The following is a 22,575-nucleotide window of genomic DNA, read 5'->3' as shown; positions in this document are numbered from 1 at the left end:
GTGAGCTGCCGATTCGCGATAATCGGACGTTTGTTCGATGTCTGGTTTATGGTGGACCGGACGGGCAGGCAGGAGGTGCGGAATGACGGCGAACGGCAGCGGCTTCACACAGCTGCGCGTCGTGTCCGGGTTCTCCGCCCGGTACGGGGCCTCCCACCCCGAGCGGCTCGCCGAACGCGCCGCCGAACGCGGCATGGACGCCCTCGCCCTCACCGACCGGGACACCCTGGCCGGCGCCGTACGGTTCTCCAAGGCCTGCGGCCGGGCCGGGGTGCGGGCGCTGTACGGGGTCGATCTGGCCGTTCACCTGCACCCGGACGGCGCGCAGGACCGCACGCCCGCCGCCGCCCGCCGCCGTACCCCCGTCCGGGGCGGTGCCTTCACCGACGAATCCGCGCCCCGCGCCCTCTTCCTCGCCCGCAACGGCGCCGCCGGCTGGGCGCAGCTGTGCCGGCTGGTCACCGCCGCCCACGCCCGGGACGGCAAGCGCCCCTTCCTGCTGCGGGAGGACCTGAGCGCCACGGCGGCGGACGCGTCGGCCGACGGCGCGATCCTGGCTCTCCTCGGCGGCGACTCCGAGGTCGCCCGCGCCCTCGCCGCCGGCCGCCCCGACCGTGCCGCCCGCCTCCTGGCCCCCTGGCGGGACCGGTTCGGCCCCGGACTCCGGCTCGAAGTCGACGCCTCGGCCACCACGCGCGCCGCCGCCAGGACGCTCGGGTTCGCCCTCGAACAGCGCGTCGTCCCTGTCCTCACCAACGCCGTCCGCTACGCCGACCCCGGCCAGGGCACGGTCGCCGACGTCCTGGACTCCGCCCGCCGCCTGGTCCCCATCGACCCGCGCGGCGCCGGCCGCGACAACGGCGAACACTGGCTCAAGGACCCCGGCGCCATGGCGGACGCCGCCCTCCGCGTCGCCGAGGCCGCCGGCCTGCGCCGCGACGCCGCCCACCGCCTTCTCCAGCAGACCGCCGACACCGCCGCCGAGTGCCGCGTCGACCCCGAGGACGACCTCGGCATCGGCAGCGTCCACTTCCCCGAGCCCCACCTCGTCGGCGCCCACGCCCGCACCGCCGACCGCGTGCTGCGCTCCCGCTGCGTCGCCGGCATGGTCGTCCGCCGCTACGACCGGGACCGTACCCGCTGGGAACGCCTCGACCAGGAGCTGGACACCATCGGCCGGCTCGGTTTCGCCTCCTACTTCCTCACCGTCGCCCAGGTCGTCGACGATGTCCGCGACCTCGGCATCCGCGTCACCGCCCGGGGCTCGGGCGCGGGCTCCCTCGTCAACCACCTCCTGGGCATCTCCCTCGCCGACCCCGTCGAACACGGCCTGCTCATGGAGCGCTTCCTCTCCACCCGCCGCGCCGTCCTGCCCGACATCGACATCGACGTCGAATCCGCCCGCCGCCTCGACGCCTACCGCGCCATCTTCGACCGCTTCGGCGAGGAGCGGGTGGCGACCGTCGCCATGCCCGAGACCTATCGCGTACGGCACGCCATCCGCGATGTCGGCCTGGCCCTGGGCATCGACCCGGCCGAGACCGACCGCCTCGCCAAGGCGTTCCCGCACATCCGCGCCCGCGACGCCCGTTCCGCCCTCGCCGAACTGCCGGAGCTGCGCGGCATCGCCGCCGAGGAACACGACCCGCGGCTGTGGGAGCTGGTGGAGTCCCTGGACGCCCTGCCGCGCGGCGTCGCCATGCACCCCTGCGGCGTGCTGCTCTCCGACCGCTCGCTGCGCGCCCGGACTCCCGTCGTCCCCACCAGCGGCGAGGGTTTCGCCATGTCGCAGTTCGACAAGGAGGACGTCGAGGACATGGGGCTGCTCAAGCTCGATGTGCTGGGGGTACGGATGCAGTCCGCCATGGCGTACGCGCTGACCGAGATCGAACGCGCCACCGGCGAACACGTCGACCTCGACGGCGCCGTGACCCAGGGCCCGCCGGACCCGGCCACCTACGAGCTGATCCGCTCCTCCGAGACGCTCGGCTGCTTCCAGATCGAATCACCCGGCCAGCGCGATCTCGTCGGCCGGCTCCAGCCGCGCACCTTCCACGATCTGGTGGTGGACATCTCTCTCTTCCGGCCGGGCCCGGTCGCCGCCGACATGGTGCGGCCCTTCATCGCCGCGCGGCACGGGAAGCAGCCGGCCCGCTACCCGCACCGCGACCTGGAGCCGGTGCTGCGTGAGACGTACGGGGTGGTGGTCTTCCACGAGCAGATCATCGGCGTGCTGAGCGTGATGACCGGCTGCGACCGCGGCATGGCGGACGAGGGGCGGCGCGCGCTGTCCGATCCGCGGCGGCAGGGGCGGGTGCGGGCGTGGTTCGCGGAGGAGGCCGGCAAACGGGGGTACGCGCCCGAGGTGATCGCCCGTACCTGGGAGATCGTGGAGGCGTTCGGCAGCTACGGCTTCTGCAAGGCGCACGCGGTGGCCTTCGCGGTGCCCACGTACCAGTCGGCGTGGCTGAAGACGCACCATCCGGCGGCTTTCTACGCGGGGCTGCTGGAGCACGATCCCGGGATGTACCCGAAGCGGCTGCTGCTGGCGGACGCGCGGCGGCGCGGAGTGCCGATCCTGCCGCTGGACGTGAACCACTCGGACGCGAACTATCGAATCGAACTGGAGTGCGAATCAGGGATGTTGGGCGTACGGCTCGCGCTGAGCGAGGTGCAGGGGATCACCGGGGCGGAAGCGGAACGGATCGCGGCCGGGCGGCCGTACGCCTCACTCAGCGACCTGTACGCGCGGGCCCGCCCCGCCCGGCCCACCGCCGAACGGCTCGCCCGCACCGGAGCGCTCGACGCCTTCGGCGCAGGACGCCGCGACCTGCTGCTGCACATCGCCGAACTCCACCGGCAGCAGAGCCGCCAGACGCGCGGCGCGCGGCAGCTGCCACTGGCGGACGCGGCGCGCACCGCCCCGGCCGGCCTGCCCGACCTGGACGCGGAGGAACGTACGGAGGCCGAACTCGGTGTGCTGGGCATGGACGCCTCGGGCCACCTGATGACCGGGCACCAGGACTTCCTGCGGGAGCTGGGAGTGGTACCGGCCCGCGCGCTGCGCGACGCCGAACACGGCACCACGGTGCTGGTCGCCGGCGCCAAGGCCGCCACCCAGACGCCGCCGATCCGGTCCGGCAAGCGGGTCATCTTCGCCACGCTGGACGATCTGACGGGCCTGGTGGACCTGGCCTTCTTCGACGACAGCCACGAGGCGTGCGCGCACACGGTCTTCCACTCGTGGCTGCTGCTGGTGCGCGGAACGGTCCAGCGGCGCGGGCCGCGCAGCCTGAGCGTGGTCGGCGAAGCCGCCTGGGACCTCGCCGAACTGGCCGGACTGCGCCGCACCGGAGGACTTGAGGCGGTGGCCGAACGCCTCGCGCCGCGTCCGGAGCGGGACGGGGAGGGTGAGCGGTCTCCCCGCGGCGGGGGACGGACGATCGAGCTGGGAGGGTACGCACTGCACCCGTGGGCCGACCTGCGCCCGGCCGGCGACGCCGCAGGACCGCGCAAGCTGTGGCACGCCAGCCCGGGGAGCGCCGGATGACCACGACGGAACACCGCCACCGCCGCCCGGGCCACCGCGCGGGCCGTGGCCACACCCACGCCCACACCAACGTCCCCCACGGCCACGGAAACGAGCACGAACAGTCCGCCCCGGCCCGCACGTCCGGTCCCGCCCCGGACGGGACGGGTGGCGCCACGGCGGCGGCCCCCGCCGTGGCGCCCGGCCCGGCCCTCGCGGGCACCGGAGCGGACCCGGCGGAGCGGGACGCACCCTCCGGGCACGCCCGTTCGGCGCCCCCGGACACCGACGCGGACGGCTCCGCCGACCAGGGCACGCCACCGGCGGGCGAGAGCCCGGACGCCACCGCGCCCGGGTCCGTCCCCTCGGCGCCCGGGGGAAGCGCCCCCGGCACCGGACCCCGTCCGGGGACCCGGGAGCGGGCCGTGCTGTATGTCCGGTTCCACGGTGCCGCCGAGGACGCGTACCCGGGACTGCTCGATCTGCTGCACGGCATCAGCCCCATCGTCCAGGCGCTGCCGCCCGACTCCGCGCTCGTCGATGTCTCCGGGGCCCGCCGGTACTTCGGGCGGGAAGCCGTCTCGCTGGCCGAGCTGATCCGGGTGCGCGCGCTCGCGCTGCACGGGGTCGACGTCACCATCGGGGTCGCCCGCAACCCGCTGCTCGCCCGGATGGCCGGACAGCAGGGCGGGGGCCGCGGGGTGCATGAGGTGACCGACGCCGCCGCGTTCCTCGATCCGCTGCCGCCCACCGCCCTGCACGGCATCGGCGCCGCCACCGCCCGGGCTCTCGACGGGTACGGCCTGGACACCATCGGCCGGGTCAACGCCGCCCCCGCCGCCACCCTCCAACGCATCCTCGGCGCGGCGCCCGCCCGCCGGCTGCGCGAACTGGCCCGCGGTGTCGATCCGACCCTCGTCACCCCGGCCGCCCCGCCCCGTTCACTGCGTGCCGATCACCGCTTCCCGCACGACGAACTCGACCCGGCCCGCCGCCACGGCGCCCTGCTCGCCCTCGCCGACGATCTCGGCTACCGGCTGCGCGGCAGCGGGCAGACCGCCCGCACGCTCACCCTCACCGTCCGCTACGCCGACCGTTCCACGACCACCCGCAGCCGTACCCTCCCCGAACCGACCGCCCACACCCCCGTGCTGGCGGCCGCCGCCCACGCCCTCCACGACGTGCTGGGTCTTCAGCGGGCCCGGGTGCGTACGGTCTCCCTGCGCGCCGACGATCTCGCCGACGCCGACCGCGCGCACCAGCAGTTGACGCTCGATCCGCGCGACGAACGCCGCCGGGCGGCCGAGGCGGCGGCCGACCGGGCGCGGCGGCGGTTCGGGGCGGCGGCAGTCGGTCCGGCGGGCGCGGCTCAGTCCGTACCGAGCAGGGCGGCCACGAACGGGTTGCGGAAGACTCCGGCCGGGTCCCGGGAGAGCGCCAGCCGCCGGAAGTCCGCGAACCGCGGGTAGCTCGCGGTGACCGTCTCCGGCGGCATCGTGGTGAGCTTGCCCCAGTGCGGGCGGGCGCCCAGCGGGAGCAGCCGGGCCTCCATCTCGCCCAGCACCGGAAGTACGCGCTCGGTCTCCAGCGTCCAGGTGAAGTGGAACGCCACCGTCTCCCGCCCGGAGGACGGCGAGAGCCACAGCGCGTCGGCGGCGATGGTGCGGACCTCGGAGACCTGGAGCACCGGTGCCATCCGCGCGCCCAGCTCCCGCAGGACGGCGAACGCGGCGGGCGCGGCGGAGCGCGGCAGGAAGAGTTCGGACTGGAGCTCCTCGCCGTGGCTGGGGGAGTAGTCGGGCCGGAAGTGCGGCAGCCGCTCGTGCCAGGGGCCGGGTACGCCCAGCTGCTGGGTGGAGTGTTCGGTCGGGGCGCCGGGGATCGGGTGCCAGGGGGCGGTGGCCAGGGTGCCGCCCTGCCAGTCCTCGCCGGGGTGGGCGCCGCTCTCGCGGTCCAGGCGCCGCTTGAGGACGACCGTGCCGCGTCCGTCGTCCCAGCGGGTGAAGGTGGACACGCTGTACGCGGCGCCGGTGATCTCGTCGAACCGTGCCGTGTCGACGCCGTCCAGCGGGACGTTCTCGTAGACCCACTGGGCGGCCTGGAAGGCGGGTTCGATCTCCAGCTCCATGGCGGTGATCACGCCCAGCGCGCCGAGCGAGACGACCGCGCCGGGGAAGACGCCGGGGTCGGCGTCGCGCTCCAGGCGGGCGATCTCCCCGTCGGGGCCGATCAGTTCGACGGCGGTGACGGCGTTGGCCAGGCCCGGCTGCGAGTTGCCCGAGCCGTGGGTGCCGGTGGTGCAGGAGCCGGCGATCGAGATGTGCGGCAGGGAGGCGAGGTTGGCGAGTGCGAAGCCCGCCGCGTGCAGGGCGGCGGTGACCTCCGCGTACCGCATCCCGGCGCTGATGGTGACCCGGCGGCGCTCCGCGTCGATCTCGGTGCGGGGCGGCAGTCCGTCCACCCGGACCAGATCGCCGGGGGTGTCGGCGATGAGGTTGAAGGAGTGGCCGCTGCCCAGGACGCGCAGCTGCGGCGAGCCGGCGACGATGCGCCGCAGTTCCCCGACGGTGGCCGGGCGGTGGGTCCGCCGGGCGCCGAAGGTCACATTGCCTGCCCAGTTGCGCGCGGGCGCGTTGATCGTCACCATGCGCTGACCGTAATACGAAATGACCACGAAAGGGCAGGTGGTCGGGCAACCTTCTTCGGGCGGGCGGCGACGCAGAGGTGATCACGCGAACCTCCCGCTCCGGAAGGACACCAGATGAAGCTCGGTACGACGGTGGGCGCGCTGCTCGGTGCGGCGGCCCTGGTGGTCACGGCACAGCCCGTGCACGCCGCCCCCGATCCCGCGCGGGCCACCGCACCCGGCGCCACATCCGCCCCCGCGCCGGCCGCCGCCCGGGCCGCGCTCGCCGACCCGACCATCGTCGTCGCCACCGACGGCGACGACGGCGCGGCCGGTACGGTCGCCGCCCCGCTCCGTACCCTTCAGGCCGCCGTGGGCCGCGCCCGGCCGGGCGACGTCATCGCGGTGCGCGGCGGAACGTACGCCCTGACCACCAACATCCAGATCCTCACCTCCGGCACCTCCGCCGCTCCCATCACCCTGGGCCCCTACCAGGACGAGCGGGTGATCATCGACGGCGATCTGCTGCCCGCCAGCCACACCCCGGTCGGCGGCAGCATCCCGCGCCCGCAGCGCGGCGCCATCCACCAGGAGGCGTCGTGGTGGCGCATCCACGGCCTCGAACTCACCAAGGGCCCGTACGGCGTCTACTGCGACGGCTGCAACGACAACGCGTTCACGAACCTGACCACCCGTGACAACTACGAGACCGGCTTCCAGCTCCAGGGCGACTCCAGCCGCAACCTGATCGAGAACCTCGACAGTTACGACAACCACGATCCGCGCAAGAACGGGGAGAGCGCCGACGGCCTGGGCATCAAGGAGGGCCGCGGCGAGGGCAACCGGGTGGTCGGGGCCCGGCTGTGGCGCAACGCGGACGACGGGTTCGACGCCTGGCTGTTCGAGTCGGCCATCACCATCGAGAACTCCCTGGCCTGGGGCAACGGCTTCAACCACTGGGACTTCCCCGGTTTCGAGGGCGACGGCAACGGCTTCAAGATGGGCGGCGGCAGCCCGGGCCCGGCCGCCGCGCACACCCTCACCCACTCCATCGCCTTCGACAACGCGGAGGACGGCATCACCGACAACGGCAACCCGGGCGCGCTGACGATCTCCCGCACCACCACGTTCCGCAACGGTGACACCGGCTACCAGGTCAACCGCTCCGACTCCACCCTGACCGCGAACCTGTCCATCGCGGACGCCCGCGCCGTCAACCTCGGCAACTCCACCGCCACCGGCAACTCCTGGAACCTCGGCGGAGACTGGGGCACCGGCTCGGTCCTGTCCACCGACACCGCCCTGGTGACCGGGGCCAGGGCGGCGGACGGCTCGATCCCCGCCACCGACTTCCTGGTGCCGCGCGACGGACAGGAGATCGGCGCCCGGCCCTGACCCGGAAACCACCGGAACGCCGGACCGAGGGCCCCGGGCCCGACACGGGCCGCGGCGGCCTCTCCTCCGTGCCCTTCACCGGGGCCCTCGGGGGAGAGGCCACCGCCCGGCCCGCTCAGCGGTGTTCGGGGGAGGCCGCGCCCGGGCGGCAGCCCGCTTCCCACTCGGTGCGCATGTTGCCCCGCGCCGGAACCCCGCCCGCGCGCTTGAGCAGCGCGGCCAGATGCATCAGATTCCACGCCATGAACGAGGTGTTGCGGTTGGTGAAGTCGTTCTCCGGCCCGCCGGAGCCCGGGTCCAGGTACGAGGGTCCGGGCCCCGCCTCGCCGACCCACCCGGCGTCCGCCTGCGGCGGGATCGTGTACCCCAGATGCTGAAGGCTGTAGAGGATGTTCATGGCGCAGTGCTTCACGCCGTCCTCGTTGCCGGTGATCAGCGCGCCGCCGACCCGCCCGTAATAGGCGTACTGGCCCCGGTCGTTCAGCAGCGCCGAGCACGAGTACAGCCGCTCGATCACCTGCTTCATCACCGAACTGTTGTCGCCGAGCCAGATCGGCCCGGCCAGCACCAGGATGTCGGCGGCCAGCACCTTCTCGTACAGCGCGGGCCAGGCGTCCCGCTCCCAGCCCTGCTCGGTCATGTCCGGCCACACACCGGTGGCGATCTCGTGGTCGATCGCCCGCACCACCTCGGTCCGCACTCCCTGGGACTCCAGGACGGCCCGGCTGATGTCGATCAGCCCGCCGGTGTTGCTCGTCTCGGGCGACCGTTTGAGCGTGCAGTTCAGATACAGCGCGCGCAGGTTGTCATATCGCAGAGGGGTCTCATCGCTCACGCCCTCCATGGGACGGGAGAACGGGCGTACGGGCCGGGCGGCATACCGGCCCCCCGCCCGCGATTCACCCGTACGCGACGGGTGGTGACGCGGCGGATGTACCGGGCGGGGAGCGGGCCGCGCCGTAGAGTGCCCCCCATGAGCGACGTCACGATCCGTCTCGCACAGGAGCCGGCGGCCGACGCGCTGCTGGGCCGCAGCCCGCTCGCCGCCCTGGTGGGGATGCTCCTGGACCAGCAGGTCCCGATGGAGTGGGCCTTCGCCGGCCCCTACACGATCGCCACCCGCATGGGCGGGGACGATCTGGACGCGCGGGAGATCGCCGCGCACGACCCGGAGGAGTTCGCCGCACTGCTCTCCGCCAAGCCGGCGGTGCACCGCTACCCGGGTTCGATGGCCGGGCGCGTCCAGCAGTTGTGCCGCTTCCTGGTGCAGCGGTACGACGGGGACGCCGAAGGCGTGTGGCGGGACGCGGCCACCGGCGCGGAACTCCTCAAGCGGCTCACCGAACTGCCCGGTTTCGGCAAGCAGAAGTCCCAGATCTTCCTGGCGCTGCTCGGCAAGCAGTTCGGGGTACGGCCGCAGGGCTGGCGGGAGGCGGCCGGGGACTACGGGGAGGACGGCGTCTACCGTTCGGTCGCCGACATCACCGGGCCCGAGTCCCTGGACAAGGTCCGTTCCCACAAGCAGGAGATGAAGCAGGCCGCCAAGGCCGCCCGGGCGGCGGCCAAGAAGTAGCGGCGGGGGCACGGCGGCCCGTTCCGTCCCCCGCGTATACGCGGGGGACGGAACGGGCCGCGCACCTCACACGCCGAATGCCTCCGGATAGCGGATCGTTCCGGCCGGCACCGGCCGCCCCGGGTCCAGGGCGAGCGCCATGACGGCCTCGTCCGGCACCTCGAAACCGACCCGGATCCCGAACTCCGAGGCCGGGGTGAAGCCGAACCTCGGGTAGTACCCGGGGTGTCCGAGCACCGTCACCAGGTTCTCCCCGTCCCGGGCGCCGGCCGCCGCCAGCACCGCCCGGATCGCCGCCGCTCCCGCGCCCTGCCGCTGGAACTCCGGCCGTACGGCACACGGGGCGAGCGTGAGCACCGGCTCACCGTCCACCCGGCCACGGGTGAGCAGCGCATAGCCGGCGATCGTGCCGTCCGGCGCCTGCGCCACCACCGAGAGTTCCGGCAGCCACACGCTTCCGTCCGCCCGCAGCGCCTCCACCAGGTCCGCCTCCAGCGGCGTCGGGAACGCCTCCAGCAGCACATCGCGGATGGCCGCACGGTCCGCCGTACCGGCACTTCCCGGGTGTTCGGCTCGGGTGGTCCACATGCTCTTCTCCTCGGGGACGGCCGGGGTCAGGGTGTAGCGCCGGGAACGGTGGTCGGCGCCGTGCTCGCGGTGCGGCACGGTGTTCGGGTCCTCGCTCACTTCTGCCGGCCTCCGTCCTTGCCGTAGACCGAGCGCAGATGGCGGCTGATGGCCTTCTGCCGGTTGATGGTCTCCTTGTGCAGCACCGCGCGCAGCCGGTCGTCGTGCCGGGCCGCCGCCCGGCGGCCCTCGCGTTCCAGTTTGCGGTAGCTGGCCAGCCGCCGCTCGGGCAGTTCGCCGTCCTCGATGGCCCGCTGGATGGCGCACCCGGGCTCGCTGTCGTGCGCGCAGTCGGCGAACCGGCACGCGCGGGCCAGTTCCTCGATCTCCGCGAACGCCTGCTGGAGACCGGCGCCCGCCTCGTGCAGGCCCACCCCGCGCAGCCCCGGGGTGTCGATGAGCGTGCCGCCGCCCGGCCCGGGCAGTGGCACCAGTTCGCGGCTGACGGTGGTGTGCCGGCCCTTGCCGTGCTGCGCGGTGCTCACCGTGCCGGTGCGCAGCACCGCCGAGCCCAGCAGCGCGTTGCCCAGGGTGGACTTGCCGGCGCCCGAGGTGCCCAGCAGTGCGACGGTGCCGCTGAGCGCGGCGCGCAGCGCGTCCATGCCCTCGCCGCTGGGCGCGGCGACGGGGAACACCTCCACGCCCGGCGCCAGTGATTCCGCCTCCGCCCGGTCGGCCTGCGGATCGGGGCTGAGGTCGGCCTTGGTGAGGGCGATCACCGGCCGGGCGCCGCTCTCCCAGGCCAGGGCGAGCAGCCGTTCCAGCCGGTCGGAGGAGATGGCGTCGGCCAGCGGCACGGTGACGACGATGGTGTCGACGTTGGCGGCCAGCACCTGGCCGCGTGAGGTCCGCGCGGCCTCGGCGCGGACGATGGCGGTACGGCGGGGCAGCAGCGCCTCGACGCGGTCGCCGCGCAGTGCCGCCCAGTCGCCCGTGCAGGGGGCGGTGACGGCACGGGAGTCGGCGTGCAGCGCGCCCTCGCCGGTGATGACCTCGCAGCGGCCGCGGTCCACGCGGACGATACGGGCCGGGGTCAGGCCTTCGGTGCGGTAGGGGGTGAAGTCCTCTTCGAGTGACGTGTTCCAGCCATAGCCGGAGAGCACGTCGGGAAAAACGTCAGACAACGGTGGTAACCCTTGCGGACAAGGGGCCCCTGCGGTGTGAAAACGCGGAGAATCGTGGAATCAGACCGGGGCCCGGGATGTGAGGGTGGTCATGGTCCGGGCGTTGCGCGCGGCAACGGTCTCGTTCGCAGCCATCAACCTCACCTCCCTCAGCTCATCCGGTGCGCGACCCACGTGTCGCGGTCCGCACACCGTAGCACCGGGCGGGCCGGCGCTGCCAGTGAGTTCGGGCCGTCCGTTTTTCCCGGTTCCCGCGCCCCGCCGTCCGTGCCCCGCCGTCCGCGCCCCGTCGCGGTTCAGCCGCGCGGCGGCGGGGCGGTGCTCTCGCGGATCACCATGTGCGTGGGCACCAGCGTCGTGCCGCGCTCGGGCGCGTGCTGCTCGCGCATCTTGCGCAGCACCCCGGCCACGCACCGCCGCCCCACCTCGGCGAAGTCCTGGTGGACGGTGGTCAGCGGGGGCGGGAAGGAACCGGCCTCGGGTATGTCGTCGAAGCCGACGACGCTCACATCGCCCGGCACGGACTTGCCCGCCTCGTGCAGGGCGCGCAGCAGGCCGAGCGCCATCTGGTCGTTGGCGGCGAAGACGGCGGTGCACGCGGGGTTGCGGGCCAGCAGCAGTCCGGCGCGATAGCCGGACTCGGCGCTCCAGTCGCCTGCCGCCATCGGCGGCACCTCGCGGCCGGCCTCCTCCAGGGTGGTGCGCCAGGCGCGCACCCGCCGCTGGGCGGCGAAGGACTCGGGGGGCCCGGAGATGTGCCACACGGTGCGGTGGCCGAGGTCCAGCAGGTGCTGGACGGCTTCGCGGGTGCCGCCGGCCTGGTCGGTGTCCACGACGCTGTAGCGGTCGCCGGCGTTGGAGTCGGCGACCACGACCTGGACGTGCGGGGGCAGCGGCAGGACCTCGACGTCGGTCAGGCTGACTTCCATGATCACGATGGCGGCGTCGACGGCGAGTTCGCCGAGCCGGGTGAAGGCGCCGCGCACCCCGTCCTGGGTGGGGGCGCTGACCGGGATCAGCGTGATCGCGTACCCCTCGCCCGCGGCCGAGGCGGCGATCGCCTCCAGGGTGCGGACGTTGCCGGTGGTGGCGAGGGTGAACAGGATGACGCCGATGGTCCGGAACTCCCCCCGTTTGAGGGCGCGGGCCGCGCTGTTGGGGCGGTAGCCGAGCTGTTTCATGGCGGTGAGCACTTGCGACCTGGTCTCCTCACCGACGCCCGGGTGACCGTTGGAGACCCGGGAGACGGTCTGCGAGGAGACCCCGGCGAGCCGGGCGACATGGGCCATCGACACCCGCTGGGTACGCCGCGGTGCCGGTACGGCGGCTGCCCCGGGCACCGGTGCGGTGGCCGGCTCCGTCGCCGGCTCTGGCTGATCCTTGGCCACCTGAGCGATCACGTTCCCCTCGTGCCTCGGCCGCGCTGCTGCACTGCCTACACGGCTGTGACGTCATACATCAACTCTTGACGGCGATCAGGGAGCAGTGTAAGCATCCAGCCATTGATGTTTACGTAAACATAATCCAACATGTTTACGTAAACATTCCGCACGACGGAACAAGGATTCGGCCATGACAACGTTGTCACCGCCCCGGGGAGCGGGACGAGCGGGAAGCTCCAGCCCGGCCCGTTCGCCCCGGCGGCAGCGCGACCGGCGCTCCTGGACCGGCTGGGGCTTCATCGGGCCGTTCATGGCCGTCTTCGCCCTGGTGTTCCTGGCACCCATCGGTTACTCGATCTACCTCAGCCTCTTCCGCGACCAACTGGTCGGCGGCACCACCTTCGTGGGCTTCGAGAACTACCAGCGGGCCTTCGAGGACCCGCAGTTCTGGTCCGCGCTCGGCCGGGTCAGCCTCTTCCTGGCCGTCCAGGTGCCGATCATGCTCTTCCTGGCTCTGCTGGTGGCCCTCGCCCTGGACAGCGGCCGGCTCTACGGCACCAACTTCTTCCGGATATCGATCTTCCTGCCGTACGCGGTGCCCGCCGTCGTCGCCACCATCATGTGGAGCTTCATGTACGGCTCCCGCTTCGGACTGATCGGCAACATCAACGACGCGTTCGGGGTCTCGATACCCGACCCGCTCTCCCCGGAGCTGATCCTCGCCGCCATCGGCAACATCGTCACCTGGGAGTTCATCGGCTACAACATGCTGATCTTCTACTCGGCGCTGCGGGTCATCCCGCACTCCCTCTACGAGGCCGCCGAGATCGACGGCGCCGGCCAGCTGCGGGTCATCACCGCCATCAAACTCCCCGCCATCCGGGGCGCGCTGGTCATCGCCACCATCTTCTCGATCATCGGCTCCTTCCAGCTGTTCAACGAGCCGTCCATCCTGCAGAAGCTGGCCCCCAACGCGATCACCACGTACTTCACGCCCAACCTCTACACCTACTCGCTGTCCTTCTCCGGCCAGCAGCACAACTACGCCGCCACGGTCGCGATCATCATGGGCGTCTTCACCATGATCATCGCCTACGCCGTGCAGCTGCGCGGCATGCGAAAGGAAGCGTGAGCCACGCGATGGGAACCCCGGCTTCCGCCGTACGGCTGCGCACCCCGCGCCGCCCGCGCCCGCCCCACAGCGTCAACCGGCCGCGCCGCAGCCTCACCCTGACCCTGCTCACCGGCCTGGTCCTGGTGTACACCCTGGTCCCCCTGGTGTGGCTGTTCATCAACGCCACCAAGACCCAGGGGTCCCTGTTCGACTCCTTCGGCCTGTGGTTCAGCGGCGACTTCGCGCTGTGGGACAACATCGGCAAGACCCTCAGCTACAACGACGGCGCCTTCGTGCGCTGGCTGCTCAACACCCTGCTGTACGTGGTGGCGGGGGCCGGCGGCGCCACCCTGCTGGCGGTGCTCGGCGGTTACGCGCTCGCCAAGTTCACCTTCCCCGGCAAGCGCGGGGTGTTCGCCGTCATCATCGGGGCGGTCGCCGTCCCCGGCACGGCGCTGGCGATCCCCACCTTCCTGATGTTCAGCCAGATGGGGCTCACCAACACCCCCTGGGCCGTCATCATCCCCTCGCTCATCTCGCCGTTCGGCCTCTACCTGATGTGGGTCTTCGCCTCCGAGGCGATCCCCACCGAACTGCTGGAGGCCGCCCGCATCGACGGGTCCAGCGAGATCGGCACCTTCTTCCGGGTCAGCCTGCCGCTGCTGGCGCCCGGCATCGTCACCGTCCTGCTGTTCACCATGGTCGCGACCTGGAACAACTACTTCCTGCCGCTGATCATGATCAAGGACCCGGACTGGTACCCGCTGACCGTCGGCCTCAACTCCTGGAAGGACCAGGCCGCCACCGCCGGCGGCGAGGCCATCTTCAACCTGGTGATCACCGGCTCCCTGCTGACGATCATCCCGCTGGTCATCGCCTTCCTGCTGCTCCAGCGCTACTGGCAGTCGGGCCTGTCCGCCGGAAGCGTCAAGGAGTAACGGCGCCCGGCACCCGCTGCCTTCCCGCACGACCCCCCGTCCCCCCGTTCCTGTGAAATCTGACAAAGAAGTGAGATGGACACCATGAGCAACACCACTGTGCGCCGTCTGGTGCGGACCACCGCTGTGGTCGGCGCCCTGGCCCTGGGCGTCACCGCCTGCGGCTCCTCCGACGACGGCGACGGAGCGGGCGGCGGGGGCGGCACGTCCTCCGGCCTCACCCCGGCCGACGTCGAGGCGGCCCTGGAAGAGGGCGGCTCCCTCACTGTGTGGTCCTGGGAGGCCACCCTGCCCGCCGCCGCCCAGGCCTTCATGGACGAGCACCCCAACGTCAAGGTGAACGTCGTCAACGCCGGCACCAACAAGGACCAGTACACGGCCCTCCAGAACGCCATATCGGCCGGCTCCGGAGTCCCCGACGTGGCCCAGATCGAGTACTACGCGCTCGGCCAGTTCACCCTCTCCGGGGCGCTGACCGAACTCGGCTCGCTCGGCGCCGACCAGCTGGAGGGCACCTTCTCGCCCGGCCCCTGGAGCGCAGTGCAGTCCGGCGACGGCATCTACGCGCTGCCCACCGACTCCGGCCCGATGGCGCTGTTCTACAACAAGACCGTCTTCGACGAGCACGGCATCGAGGTCCCCACCACGTGGGAGGGGTACCTGGAGGCCGCCCGCGCCCTGCACGAGGCCGACCCGGACATCTACATCACCAACGACACCGGTGAGGGCGGCGCCGCCACCAGCATGATCTGGCAGGCCGGCGGGCGCCCCTACACCGTGGACGGCACCGACGTCACCATCGACTTCTCCGACGAGGGCACCACCGCCTACACCGACCTGTGGCAGCAGCTGCTGGACGAGGACCTGCTGGCCCCCATCACCAGCTGGACCGACGAGTGGTACCAGGGCCTGGGCGACGGCAGCCTCGCCACCCTCGCCACCGGCGCCTGGATGCCGCCCAACTTCGAGTCCGGTGTGCCCAACGCCGCCGGCGACTGGCGCGCCGCCCCGCTCCCGCAGTGGGAGGAGGGCGCCAACGTGAGCGCCGAGAACGGCGGCAGCTCCATGGCCATCCCCAGCGCCGGCAAGAACCAGGCGCTCGCCTACGCCTTCGTCGAGTACCTCAACGTCGGTGACGGCGTGAAGGTCCGCACCGACGCCGGCGCCTTCCCCGCCACCACAGCCGACCTCAACTCCGAGGAATTCCTCAACACCGAATTCCCCTACTTCGGCGGCCAGAAGGCCAACGAGATCTTCGCCGACTCCGCCGCCAACGTCGGCACCGGCTGGTCGTACCTGCCGTACCAGGTCTACGCCAACTCCATCTTCAACGACACCGCCGGCCAGGCCTACATCTCCGGCACCACCCTCGCCGACGGCCTCAAGGCCTGGCAGGACGCCTCCATCGCCTACGGCAAGGAGCAGGGCTTCACGGTCAACGACTGACCACCGCCCGCCGACACCACCGCAGCCGCCTACGGGCGCGGGCCGCACCGCCCGCCCGCGCCCGTACCGGCCCCTGCCTCGTCCCACCGCACCACCGCGTACCAAGGAGCACGATGACCCGCGCCCCCGCACCCGCCGCCCACCGCTGGCCGCGCCTGCCCGGCATCGGCTACGGCGCCGACTACAACCCCGACCAGTGGCCCCGTGAGGTCTGGGACGAGGACATCGCGCTGATGCGCGAGGCCGGAGTCAACGTCGTCTCCCTGGCGATCTTCTCCTGGGCCCGCATCCAGCCCACCGAGGACAGCTGGGACTTCGGCTGGCTCGACGAGATCATGGACCTGCTGCACGCCGGCGGCATCACCGTCGACCTGGCCACCGCCACCGCCTCCCCGCCGCCGTGGCTCACCGCCAAGCACCCCGAGATCCTCCCCGTCACCCGCACCGGCGAGACGCTGTCACCCGGCGCCCGCCAGCACTGGCGCCCCACCTCGCCCGTCTTCCGCGAGCACGCCCTGCGCCTGGTGGACGCCATGGCCAAGCGGTACGCCGACCACCCCGCCCTCGTCGCCTGGCACATCTCCAACGAACTGGGCTGCCACAACCTCTACGACTACTCCGACGACGCCGCCCGCGCCTTCCGCGCCTGGCTGCGCGGCCGCTACCAGAGCCTGGACGGCCTCAACCACGCCTGGGGCACCGCCTTCTGGTCCCAGCGCTACAGCGACTGGGAGCAGATCCTGCCGCCCCGGCTCGCCGCCTCGCACCCCAACCCCACCCAGCAGTTGGACTTCAAGCGCTTCTCCTCCGACGCGCTCAAGGACTACCTGCGCGCCGAACGCGAACTGCTGCGCGGCATCACCCCCGACATCCCCATCACCACCAACTTCATGGTCATGGGCGAGACCAAGGGCATGAACTACGCGGACTGGGCCGCCGAGGTCGACTTCGTCTCCAACGACCACTACATCCTGCCCTCCCCGCAGGCCCAGGACGAACTGTCCTTCTCCGCCAACCTCACCGGCAACATCGCCGGCGGACGGCCCTGGTTCCTGATGGAACACTCCACCAGCGCCGTCAACTGGCAGCCCGTCAACCGCGCCAAGGGCGCCGGCGAACTGGCCCGCGACGCGCTGCTGCACGTCGCCCACGGCGCCGACGCCGTGTGCTACTTCCAGTGGCGGCAGTCCGCCGCCGGCGCCGAGAAGTACCACTCCGGCATGGTCCCGCACGCCGGCCGCGACAGCGAGGTCTTCCGCTCCGTCACCACCCTCGGGCAGCGCCTGAAGGACCTCGCCCCGCTCGCCGGCGCCGACCGCGCCCCCGCCCGCGCCGCGATCCTCTTCGACTGGGAGTCGTGGTGGGCCAGCGAGCAGGACTCGCACCCCACCGAACTGCTGCGCTACCGGGCCGAAGCCCTCGACTGGTACTCGGCGTTCCTGGCGCTGGGCGTACGCGCCGACGTGGTGCCCACCGGCACCGCACTGGCCGGGTACGACCTGGTCGTGGCGCCCGTGCTGCACGTCGTACCGGCCCCGCTCGCCAAGGAGCTGACCGACTACGTGGCGGGCGGCGGCCACCTGGTCACCACCTACTTCTCCGGCATCGTCGACGAGAACGACCACGCCCACCTGGGCGGCTACCCGGGACCGCTGCGCGACCTGCTCGGCATCCGCATCGAGGAGTTCGCGCCGCTGCTGCCCGGCGAGAGCGTCGCACTGGACGACGGCACCACCGGCACCCTGTGGAGCGACCGCATCGAGATCACCGACGAGGCGTCCGTGGAGGTCCTGGCCTCCTACCGCTCCGGTGAGCTGGCCGGCCGCCCCGCCCTCACCCGCCGCACCCCGGCCACCGGCAACGGCTCGGCCGCCTACATCTCCACCCGGCTCGGCCACGAGCAGCTGCCCGGCGTGCTGGCCCGGCTGCTGGAGGCCGCCGGCATCGAGGGCGAACTGCCCGCGCCGGCCCGCGGCAAGGTCGAACTCACCGTACGGGCCCACGAGGGGCACGCGTACTGGTTCCTGATCAACCGCACCGAGGAGCCGGTCGACCTCACCGGCATCGACGGCGAACTCGTCACCGGACAGACCGCCCCGCTGCCCGCCCGCGGCGTCGCCGTCCTGCGCCGCGACCTCCCCTGAACCATCACCGCAGTTCCGCTTTTCCCCATCGCAACGAAGCGAGCAGAGAAGAGGTTCACACCGGAATGAACAGCCCACTCCGCACGAGGAAGCTGGCCGCCGCACTGGGCGTGGTGAGTCTGGCCACCGGCACGCTGGTCGCCGCAGGACCGGCCACCGCGACCGCCGCCGACTACACCATCACCCCCGATCCCTCCTACCAGGGCCAGGAGTTCGAGGGCTGGGGCACGAGCCTGGTGTGGTTCGCCAACGCCACGGGCGACTACCCCGACGAGATCCGCGAGCGCCTCGCCGAGCTGCTGTTCGGCGACGAGGGGCTGGCGCTCAACATCGCCCGCTACAACGTCGGCGGCGGCAACGCCCCCGACGTCACCGACTACCTGCGGGCCGGCGGCGCCGTCGAGGGCTGGTGGCAGGCACCGGAGGGCACCACCCGCGAGGACACCGACTGGTGGCAGGCCGACAACCCCGACCACTGGAACGAGGACGCGGACGCCACCCAGCGCTGGTGGGTGGAGCGCATCAAGGACGACATCGACCACTGGGAGGCGTTCAGCAACTCCCCGCCGTGGTTCCAGACCGTCAGCGGCTACGTCTCGGGCGGCTTCAACGCCACCGACGAACAGCTGCGCCCGGACCGGGTGGACGACTTCGCCGCCTACCTGGTGGGGGCGGTGGACCGGCTGGAGTCCGCGCACGGCATCGAGTTCGCCACCATCGACCCGTTCAACGAGCCCAACACCAACTACTGGAGCACCCGGCTCGGCGCCGACGGCGAGCCGGTCGGCGGACGCCAGGAGGGCGCCCACATCGGGCCGCAGGCGCAGCAGGACGTCATCCGGGCGCTGGCCGCCCGGCTCGCCCAGCAGGGCACCGGCACCGACGCGGTGATCTCGGCCATGGACGAGACCAACCCCACCACGTTCGCCCGCAACTGGGAGAGCTACCCGGCCGAGGTGCGCGCGCTGGTCGAGCAGCTGAACGTGCACACCTACGGCACGAGCGGCCGTACCACGGTGCGGGACATCGCCAAGGGCGAGGACAAGCCGCTGTGGATGAGCGAGGTCGAGGGCGACTGGGGCAACGGCCAGGACTTCGAGGCGATGGCCCCGGGCCTCGGCCTGGCCGAGCGGATCACCAGCGACCTGCGGGAACTGGAGCCCACCGCCTGGGTGTTCTGGCAGCCGGTGGAGGACTACGACAACATGAAGCCGGGCGGTGAGTCCGAGCTCGGCGGCAACTGGGGCAGCATCCAGCTGCCGTTCGACTGCACGGCGGGCGACACGCTGGAGAGCTGCCCGATCTACACCAATCAGAAGTTCAACACCGCCCGGAACTTCACGCACTACATCAAGCCCGGCGACCACCTGATCGGGACCTCCGACACGGGGAGCGTCGCGGCGCTCTCCGGCGAGGGCGACGCCGCCACCGTGGTGCACACCAACCAGAGCGCGCAGGAGCGCACCGTCACCCTGGACCTGTCGAAGTTCAAGAAGACCGCCCGCGACGCCACCGTCACCCCGGTGGTGACCAGCGCGGACGGCGCACTGGTGACCGGGGACGCGGTGCGGGTACGGGACGGCCGCGCCGTGCTGACCGTGCCGGCCGAGTCGGTGACCACCTTCCTGATCGACGGGGTCTCGGGCGTCGCCAAGGACGCCGCGCTGGTCCAGCCGGGCCACACGTACCAGCTCACCGGGGTGCAGAGCGGCCGGGCGCTGACCGTGGCGGACGACGGCACCGGGGCCGTGATCAGCACGCCCGTGGCCGGCGACCGGGACCAGATCTGGACCCTGAGCCCCTACACCAAGGGCCACGACAACCGGCAGCAGTACACGCTCGGTACGCGTACCGGGAACCAGAGGCTGGCGGTACGGGACGGGGCCGCGGTGCTGGAGAAGGACCGGGGCCGTCCCGACGAGGCGGCCCGCTGGATCCTGTCGACGACCGGCGACGGCACGTACACCCTGGTGAACGCGGCCACCGGCCGGCTGCTGGAGGTGGGCGGCCAGGCCACCCACGAGGGCGCGCCGGTCACGGTGTGGACACCCAACTCCGGTGCCAACCAGCGCTGGACGATCACCGACCTCAAGCGCTGACCGCACATCCCACGGGAAACGCCGTGGCGCCACGACCACGTGGCGCCACGGCGCCGTCGTTCCGGCCGGGCGGTGTCGGGCGCTCCGGTCGGTATGTGGTCAGTCGGCCGGGGCCGCGTGCCAGCGCCACTCGGTGCGTCGGGGCCGTCCGGGCAGGGTACCGCGGCCGGTGGCCCACAGCAGGGTCGGCCAGGGGTCGGTGTCGCGCGGTGCGTCGGGGAACAGCCGGTGCAGCGTGCGGGCGCAGACCCCGGCCGGCGGCTGCCAGTCCAGGCCGAGCCCCGCGGCGAGATCGTGGGTGTGCGCCAACGCCTCCACGAGGCCCATCGCGGCCCAGCCCTCGGGGTCGGCGACGCCCATCGGGTGGTACGCGCGCAGTCCCGGGTCGGCGGTGCGCACCATGGCGACCAGCAGCGCGCCGGACGCCTCCAGGACCTGGAGCAGCCCGGCGGGCCCGGCCTCGCGGTCCGCGTAGATGCTCTGGTGGGGGGCGCCGGGGCGGGTCTGCCGGGCGGCGAAGGGCACGTAGTGGTTCTGCGGTGGTGCGGCCGGGCCGAGTTGGACGGCGTAGGCGAAGAAGTCGTCGGCGAGATGCTCGGCGGTCTCCCAGCAGTCCCAGTCCAGCTCTCCCGCCGCGCGCCCCCACGCGTCGTCCGGCGCCTCGCCGAGGGTGCGGACCGCGAGCCGGACGATCAGTTCCAGGTCGTCGGCCGTGACGGGTGAGGTGGGGGATGCGCTCGTCATGGCATCACCCTATGGGGCGCGTACGTCCGGTAATGCGCTGGTGAGCGCCGCCTTCCGGAGCGTGTGGCGGCGCGTCACCATGGTGGTGGCAATGCGTACAAACTGGGGGTCATACATGGGAAAGCATGCGAAGCCAGAGCCAGAGCTCGGCACGGGGAAGCCGGCGAACGGCAACCAGGGGGAGCGGATACCTCCTCCGCCGCCGACGGGTAAGCACCGGAAGAAGTGAGCTGAGGACCGGCCGGGGAGGGTGAGGGGGAGGGCGGAGCCGACCGGGGCCGGATCACGGTGTCCGTGCCGGCTCTGTCCGTTCCCGCCGTACCTCGGCCGCCGCGCGTTCGCCCGAGCGGACCGCGCCCTCCATGAAACCCGACCAGCGATCTGCCGTCTCCGTACCGGCCCAGTGCAGTGGGCCCACCGGGCGGGCCAGCCACAGCCCGTACGCGCTCCAGGCGCCGGGCGGTACGGCGGCGGTGGGTCCGCCGCCGCTGAACCGCTCACCGCCCCAGGAGTGATCGGCGTACGCGAGCGGCCGGGCGGCGCGCGGACCGAACAGCGCGCCGAAGGAGGCCAGGGCGGCCCGCCGCCGGCCCTCGGCGGGCAGCGCGTCGAAGGCCCGCGCGTAGTCGCCGCCGATGAAGCCGAGCAGCACCCCGGGCCCCTGCGGCGCCGGGCTCACGTCGAAGGTGATGAACACCGGACCGGTGTCCGACAGTGCCTGCCCGGAGCGGCCGGCGTCCCGCCAGAACGGCCTCTCGTACACCCCGTACGCCTTGCCGAGCACGCCCTGTGGCCAGCGCTGGGCGAGTTGCGCGTACGGTGGCGGCAACGGCGGGCTGAAGGTGATGGCGTGCCGCAGTGCCGGCGGGACGGCGACGATCACCCGGCGGGCGCGGAGCGTGCCACGGCCGTCCGCAAGACGCAGCACCGCGCCGTCCCCGCTCCTCCCCCAGGCCACTTCGGTGACCGGCGCGTCCAGCAGCAGCCGGTCGCCCAGGGTGTCCGCCAGCCGCTCGGCGAGGGTGTGCGCGCCGGTGGTGAAGTGTTCCTGCTGTGCGCCGCCGGCCACGTCCAGCATCGGTCGCAGGCCGCCGCAGCCGCGCACGTACTGCAGGGCGTGCAGCAGGGAGACTTCACCGGGCTCGCAGCCCCAGGTGGTGCGGGCCACCAGGGCGAGCATCGCGCGGGTGGTCGCACTCGCGCGCACGGCCCGCAGCCAGGAGCTGAGGGTGTGCGCGTCCAGCCGCTCCGCGTGCGGCGCGCGCCACGGCTCGCCGGGCGGCACGGTGCGCGCCAGCCGCTCGAAGTGCCGCATCACCCGGTCGAGATCGAGCAGCGCGAGGGGCGGCAGCCGGGGGATGGTGCCGGTGTAGGAGCGCAGGTGCCCGCGCCGCAGCAGCACATGACGGCCGCTGTCGTACGTGGGCGTGGTGCTGACGCCCAGTCGGCGGGCCAGGGCGGTCACCCGCTGTTGTGCCGGGCCGATGAAGGTGCCGCCCAGTTCGACGTTGACCCCGCCCAGCCGCAGTCCGGCGAGCCGGCCGCCGACCCGGGACCTGGCCTCGGCGACCCGTACCTCGTGGCCGGCCGCGGTCAGTTCGGTGGCGGCCACCAGACCGGCGAGGCCGGCCCCGATGACGGCGACGTCGGTGTCCGTGGTCCCTCGTTCCCGCTTCATGCGGTGTCTATCCCGCCGTCCGGCCCGGCTGTCAAGGCCGGGCACGCGAGGGACTGTTAGTCCCCGCATCGTGCCCTGATGCACACGTGATGTGCACCGGGAGGCCATGAGGCAGGCACGAAAAATACGCAGTATGCTGACTATCTGTTAATGTTT

The 22,575-nt window shown here is 72.6% G+C and carries 16 protein-coding genes; 9 read left to right on the top strand and 7 right to left on the bottom strand.

The window, feature by feature from the left end; all coding sequences use genetic code 11:
* The first annotated feature begins 82 nt into the window (after positions 1-82).
* Together H7827_RS03280 and H7827_RS03275 are read left to right on the top strand one after the other, a co-directional pair.
* Positions 83-3,550: a DNA polymerase III subunit alpha gene (locus H7827_RS03280; RefSeq protein WP_432742518.1), complete on the top strand. Its 3,468-nt coding sequence runs from the start codon at positions 83-85 to the stop codon at positions 3,548-3,550.
* Positions 3,547-4,998 (top strand): DNA polymerase Y family protein, encoded by a 1,452-nt coding sequence (locus tag H7827_RS03275; protein ID WP_432742516.1) that lies wholly within the window; start codon positions 3,547-3,549, stop codon positions 4,996-4,998. Before H7827_RS03280 ends, H7827_RS03275 begins: the two co-directional genes overlap by 4 nt.
* Here H7827_RS03275 and H7827_RS03270 read toward each other — a convergent pair.
* On the bottom strand, positions 4,899-6,176 hold the full coding sequence (locus tag H7827_RS03270; protein WP_432742514.1) for an FAD-binding protein: 1,278 nt from the start codon (positions 6,174-6,176) through the stop codon (positions 4,899-4,901). The genes H7827_RS03275 and H7827_RS03270 overlap by 100 nt on opposite strands.
* 114 nt (positions 6,177-6,290) lie before the next feature.
* Between H7827_RS03270 and H7827_RS03265 the strand changes: the two genes are divergently transcribed.
* Positions 6,291-7,550 (top strand): right-handed parallel beta-helix repeat-containing protein, encoded by a 1,260-nt coding sequence (locus H7827_RS03265; RefSeq protein WP_432742512.1) that lies wholly within the window; start codon positions 6,291-6,293, stop codon positions 7,548-7,550.
* Between the two features lie 115 nt (positions 7,551-7,665).
* Here H7827_RS03265 and H7827_RS03260 read toward each other — a convergent pair whose 3' ends face one another.
* The gene (locus H7827_RS03260; RefSeq protein WP_432742510.1) at positions 7,666-8,394 is read right to left on the bottom strand and encodes a flavodoxin family protein; all 729 of its coding nucleotides are present in this window, start codon (positions 8,392-8,394) and stop codon (positions 7,666-7,668) included.
* A gap of 129 nt (positions 8,395-8,523) precedes the next feature.
* Between H7827_RS03260 and H7827_RS03255 the strand changes: the two genes are divergently transcribed.
* Complete coding sequence (locus H7827_RS03255; RefSeq protein WP_386542099.1) at positions 8,524-9,123, top strand: HhH-GPD-type base excision DNA repair protein; 600 nt, start codon at positions 8,524-8,526, stop codon at positions 9,121-9,123.
* A 66-nt stretch (positions 9,124-9,189) separates the two neighbouring features.
* Here the strand turns inward: H7827_RS03255 and H7827_RS03250 are convergent, their stop codons facing one another.
* From H7827_RS03250 to H7827_RS03240, 3 genes are all read right to left on the bottom strand, one after another.
* Positions 9,190-9,711 (bottom strand): GNAT family N-acetyltransferase, encoded by a 522-nt coding sequence (locus tag H7827_RS03250; RefSeq protein ID WP_432747929.1) that lies wholly within the window; start codon positions 9,709-9,711, stop codon positions 9,190-9,192.
* A 95-nt stretch (positions 9,712-9,806) separates the two neighbouring features.
* Positions 9,807-10,874, bottom strand: a complete 1,068-nt coding sequence (gene rsgA / locus H7827_RS03245) for a ribosome small subunit-dependent GTPase A (protein WP_386541719.1) — start codon at positions 10,872-10,874, stop codon at positions 9,807-9,809.
* A gap of 296 nt (positions 10,875-11,170) precedes the next feature.
* Entirely contained in the window at positions 11,171-12,163 is a 993-nt protein-coding gene (locus H7827_RS03240; protein ID WP_432747927.1) for a LacI family DNA-binding transcriptional regulator, read from the bottom strand.
* A gap of 283 nt (positions 12,164-12,446) precedes the next feature.
* Here H7827_RS03240 and H7827_RS03235 point away from each other — a divergent pair, with 283 nt between their 5' ends.
* The 5 genes from H7827_RS03235 to H7827_RS03215 all read left to right on the top strand — a co-directional run bounded on the left by H7827_RS03235 (position 12,447) and on the right by H7827_RS03215 (position 19,997).
* Complete coding sequence (locus H7827_RS03235; protein WP_030731123.1) at positions 12,447-13,388, top strand: carbohydrate ABC transporter permease; 942 nt, start codon at positions 12,447-12,449, stop codon at positions 13,386-13,388.
* A gap of 8 nt (positions 13,389-13,396) precedes the next feature.
* Positions 13,397-14,308: a carbohydrate ABC transporter permease gene (locus tag H7827_RS03230; protein ID WP_030731125.1), complete on the top strand. Its 912-nt coding sequence runs from the start codon at positions 13,397-13,399 to the stop codon at positions 14,306-14,308.
* An 84-nt stretch (positions 14,309-14,392) separates the two neighbouring features.
* On the top strand, positions 14,393-15,754 hold the full coding sequence (locus tag H7827_RS03225; protein ID WP_386541718.1) for an ABC transporter substrate-binding protein: 1,362 nt from the start codon (positions 14,393-14,395) through the stop codon (positions 15,752-15,754).
* 113 nt (positions 15,755-15,867) lie between these two features.
* Positions 15,868-17,898: a beta-galactosidase gene (locus H7827_RS03220; RefSeq protein WP_432742507.1), complete on the top strand. Its 2,031-nt coding sequence runs from the start codon at positions 15,868-15,870 to the stop codon at positions 17,896-17,898.
* A 65-nt stretch (positions 17,899-17,963) separates the two neighbouring features.
* Positions 17,964-19,997 (top strand): glycoside hydrolase, encoded by a 2,034-nt coding sequence (locus H7827_RS03215; RefSeq protein WP_432742505.1) that lies wholly within the window; start codon positions 17,964-17,966, stop codon positions 19,995-19,997.
* 99 nt (positions 19,998-20,096) lie between these two features.
* Here H7827_RS03215 and H7827_RS03210 read toward each other — a convergent pair whose 3' ends face one another.
* Both H7827_RS03210 and H7827_RS03205 read right to left on the bottom strand, forming a co-directional pair.
* The gene (locus tag H7827_RS03210) at positions 20,097-20,741 is read right to left on the bottom strand and encodes a hypothetical protein (RefSeq protein ID WP_386541697.1); all 645 of its coding nucleotides are present in this window, start codon (positions 20,739-20,741) and stop codon (positions 20,097-20,099) included.
* A 283-nt stretch (positions 20,742-21,024) separates the two neighbouring features.
* Complete coding sequence (locus tag H7827_RS03205) at positions 21,025-22,419, bottom strand: flavin monoamine oxidase family protein (RefSeq protein ID WP_432742503.1); 1,395 nt, start codon at positions 22,417-22,419, stop codon at positions 21,025-21,027.
* Positions 22,420-22,575: the final 156 nt, after the last annotated feature.

The sequence above is a fragment of the Streptomyces sp. JH002 genome, from assembly GCF_050916115.1.
GTDB lineage: Bacteria > Actinomycetota > Actinomycetes > Streptomycetales > Streptomycetaceae > Streptomyces > Streptomyces xiamenensis.
This window is presented reverse-complemented; position numbering and strand designations above follow the sequence as displayed.

Excerpts from the sequence above, each read along its gene's own strand:
- H7827_RS03280 (WP_432742518.1), top strand. The coding sequence starts at position 83 with ATGACGGCGAACGGCAGCGGCTTCACACAGCTGCGCGTCGTGTCCGGG.
- H7827_RS03275 (WP_432742516.1), top strand. The coding sequence starts at position 3,547 with ATGACCACGACGGAACACCGCCACCGCCGCCCGGGCCACCGCGCGGGC.
- H7827_RS03270 (WP_432742514.1), bottom strand. The coding sequence starts at position 6,176 with ATGGTGACGATCAACGCGCCCGCGCGCAACTGGGCAGGCAATGTGACC.
- H7827_RS03265 (WP_432742512.1), top strand. The coding sequence starts at position 6,291 with ATGAAGCTCGGTACGACGGTGGGCGCGCTGCTCGGTGCGGCGGCCCTG.
- H7827_RS03260 (WP_432742510.1), bottom strand. The coding sequence starts at position 8,394 with ATGGAGGGCGTGAGCGATGAGACCCCTCTGCGATATGACAACCTGCGC.
- H7827_RS03255 (WP_386542099.1), top strand. The coding sequence starts at position 8,524 with ATGAGCGACGTCACGATCCGTCTCGCACAGGAGCCGGCGGCCGACGCG.
- H7827_RS03250 (WP_432747929.1), bottom strand. The coding sequence starts at position 9,711 with ATGTGGACCACCCGAGCCGAACACCCGGGAAGTGCCGGTACGGCGGAC.
- H7827_RS03240 (WP_432747927.1), bottom strand. The coding sequence starts at position 12,163 with ATGGCCCATGTCGCCCGGCTCGCCGGGGTCTCCTCGCAGACCGTCTCC.
- H7827_RS03235 (WP_030731123.1), top strand. The coding sequence starts at position 12,447 with ATGACAACGTTGTCACCGCCCCGGGGAGCGGGACGAGCGGGAAGCTCC.
- H7827_RS03230 (WP_030731125.1), top strand. The coding sequence starts at position 13,397 with ATGGGAACCCCGGCTTCCGCCGTACGGCTGCGCACCCCGCGCCGCCCG.
- H7827_RS03225 (WP_386541718.1), top strand. The coding sequence starts at position 14,393 with ATGAGCAACACCACTGTGCGCCGTCTGGTGCGGACCACCGCTGTGGTC.
- H7827_RS03220 (WP_432742507.1), top strand. The coding sequence starts at position 15,868 with ATGACCCGCGCCCCCGCACCCGCCGCCCACCGCTGGCCGCGCCTGCCC.
- H7827_RS03215 (WP_432742505.1), top strand. The coding sequence starts at position 17,964 with ATGAACAGCCCACTCCGCACGAGGAAGCTGGCCGCCGCACTGGGCGTG.
- H7827_RS03210 (WP_386541697.1), bottom strand. The coding sequence starts at position 20,741 with ATGACGAGCGCATCCCCCACCTCACCCGTCACGGCCGACGACCTGGAA.
- H7827_RS03205 (WP_432742503.1), bottom strand. The coding sequence starts at position 22,419 with ATGAAGCGGGAACGAGGGACCACGGACACCGACGTCGCCGTCATCGGG.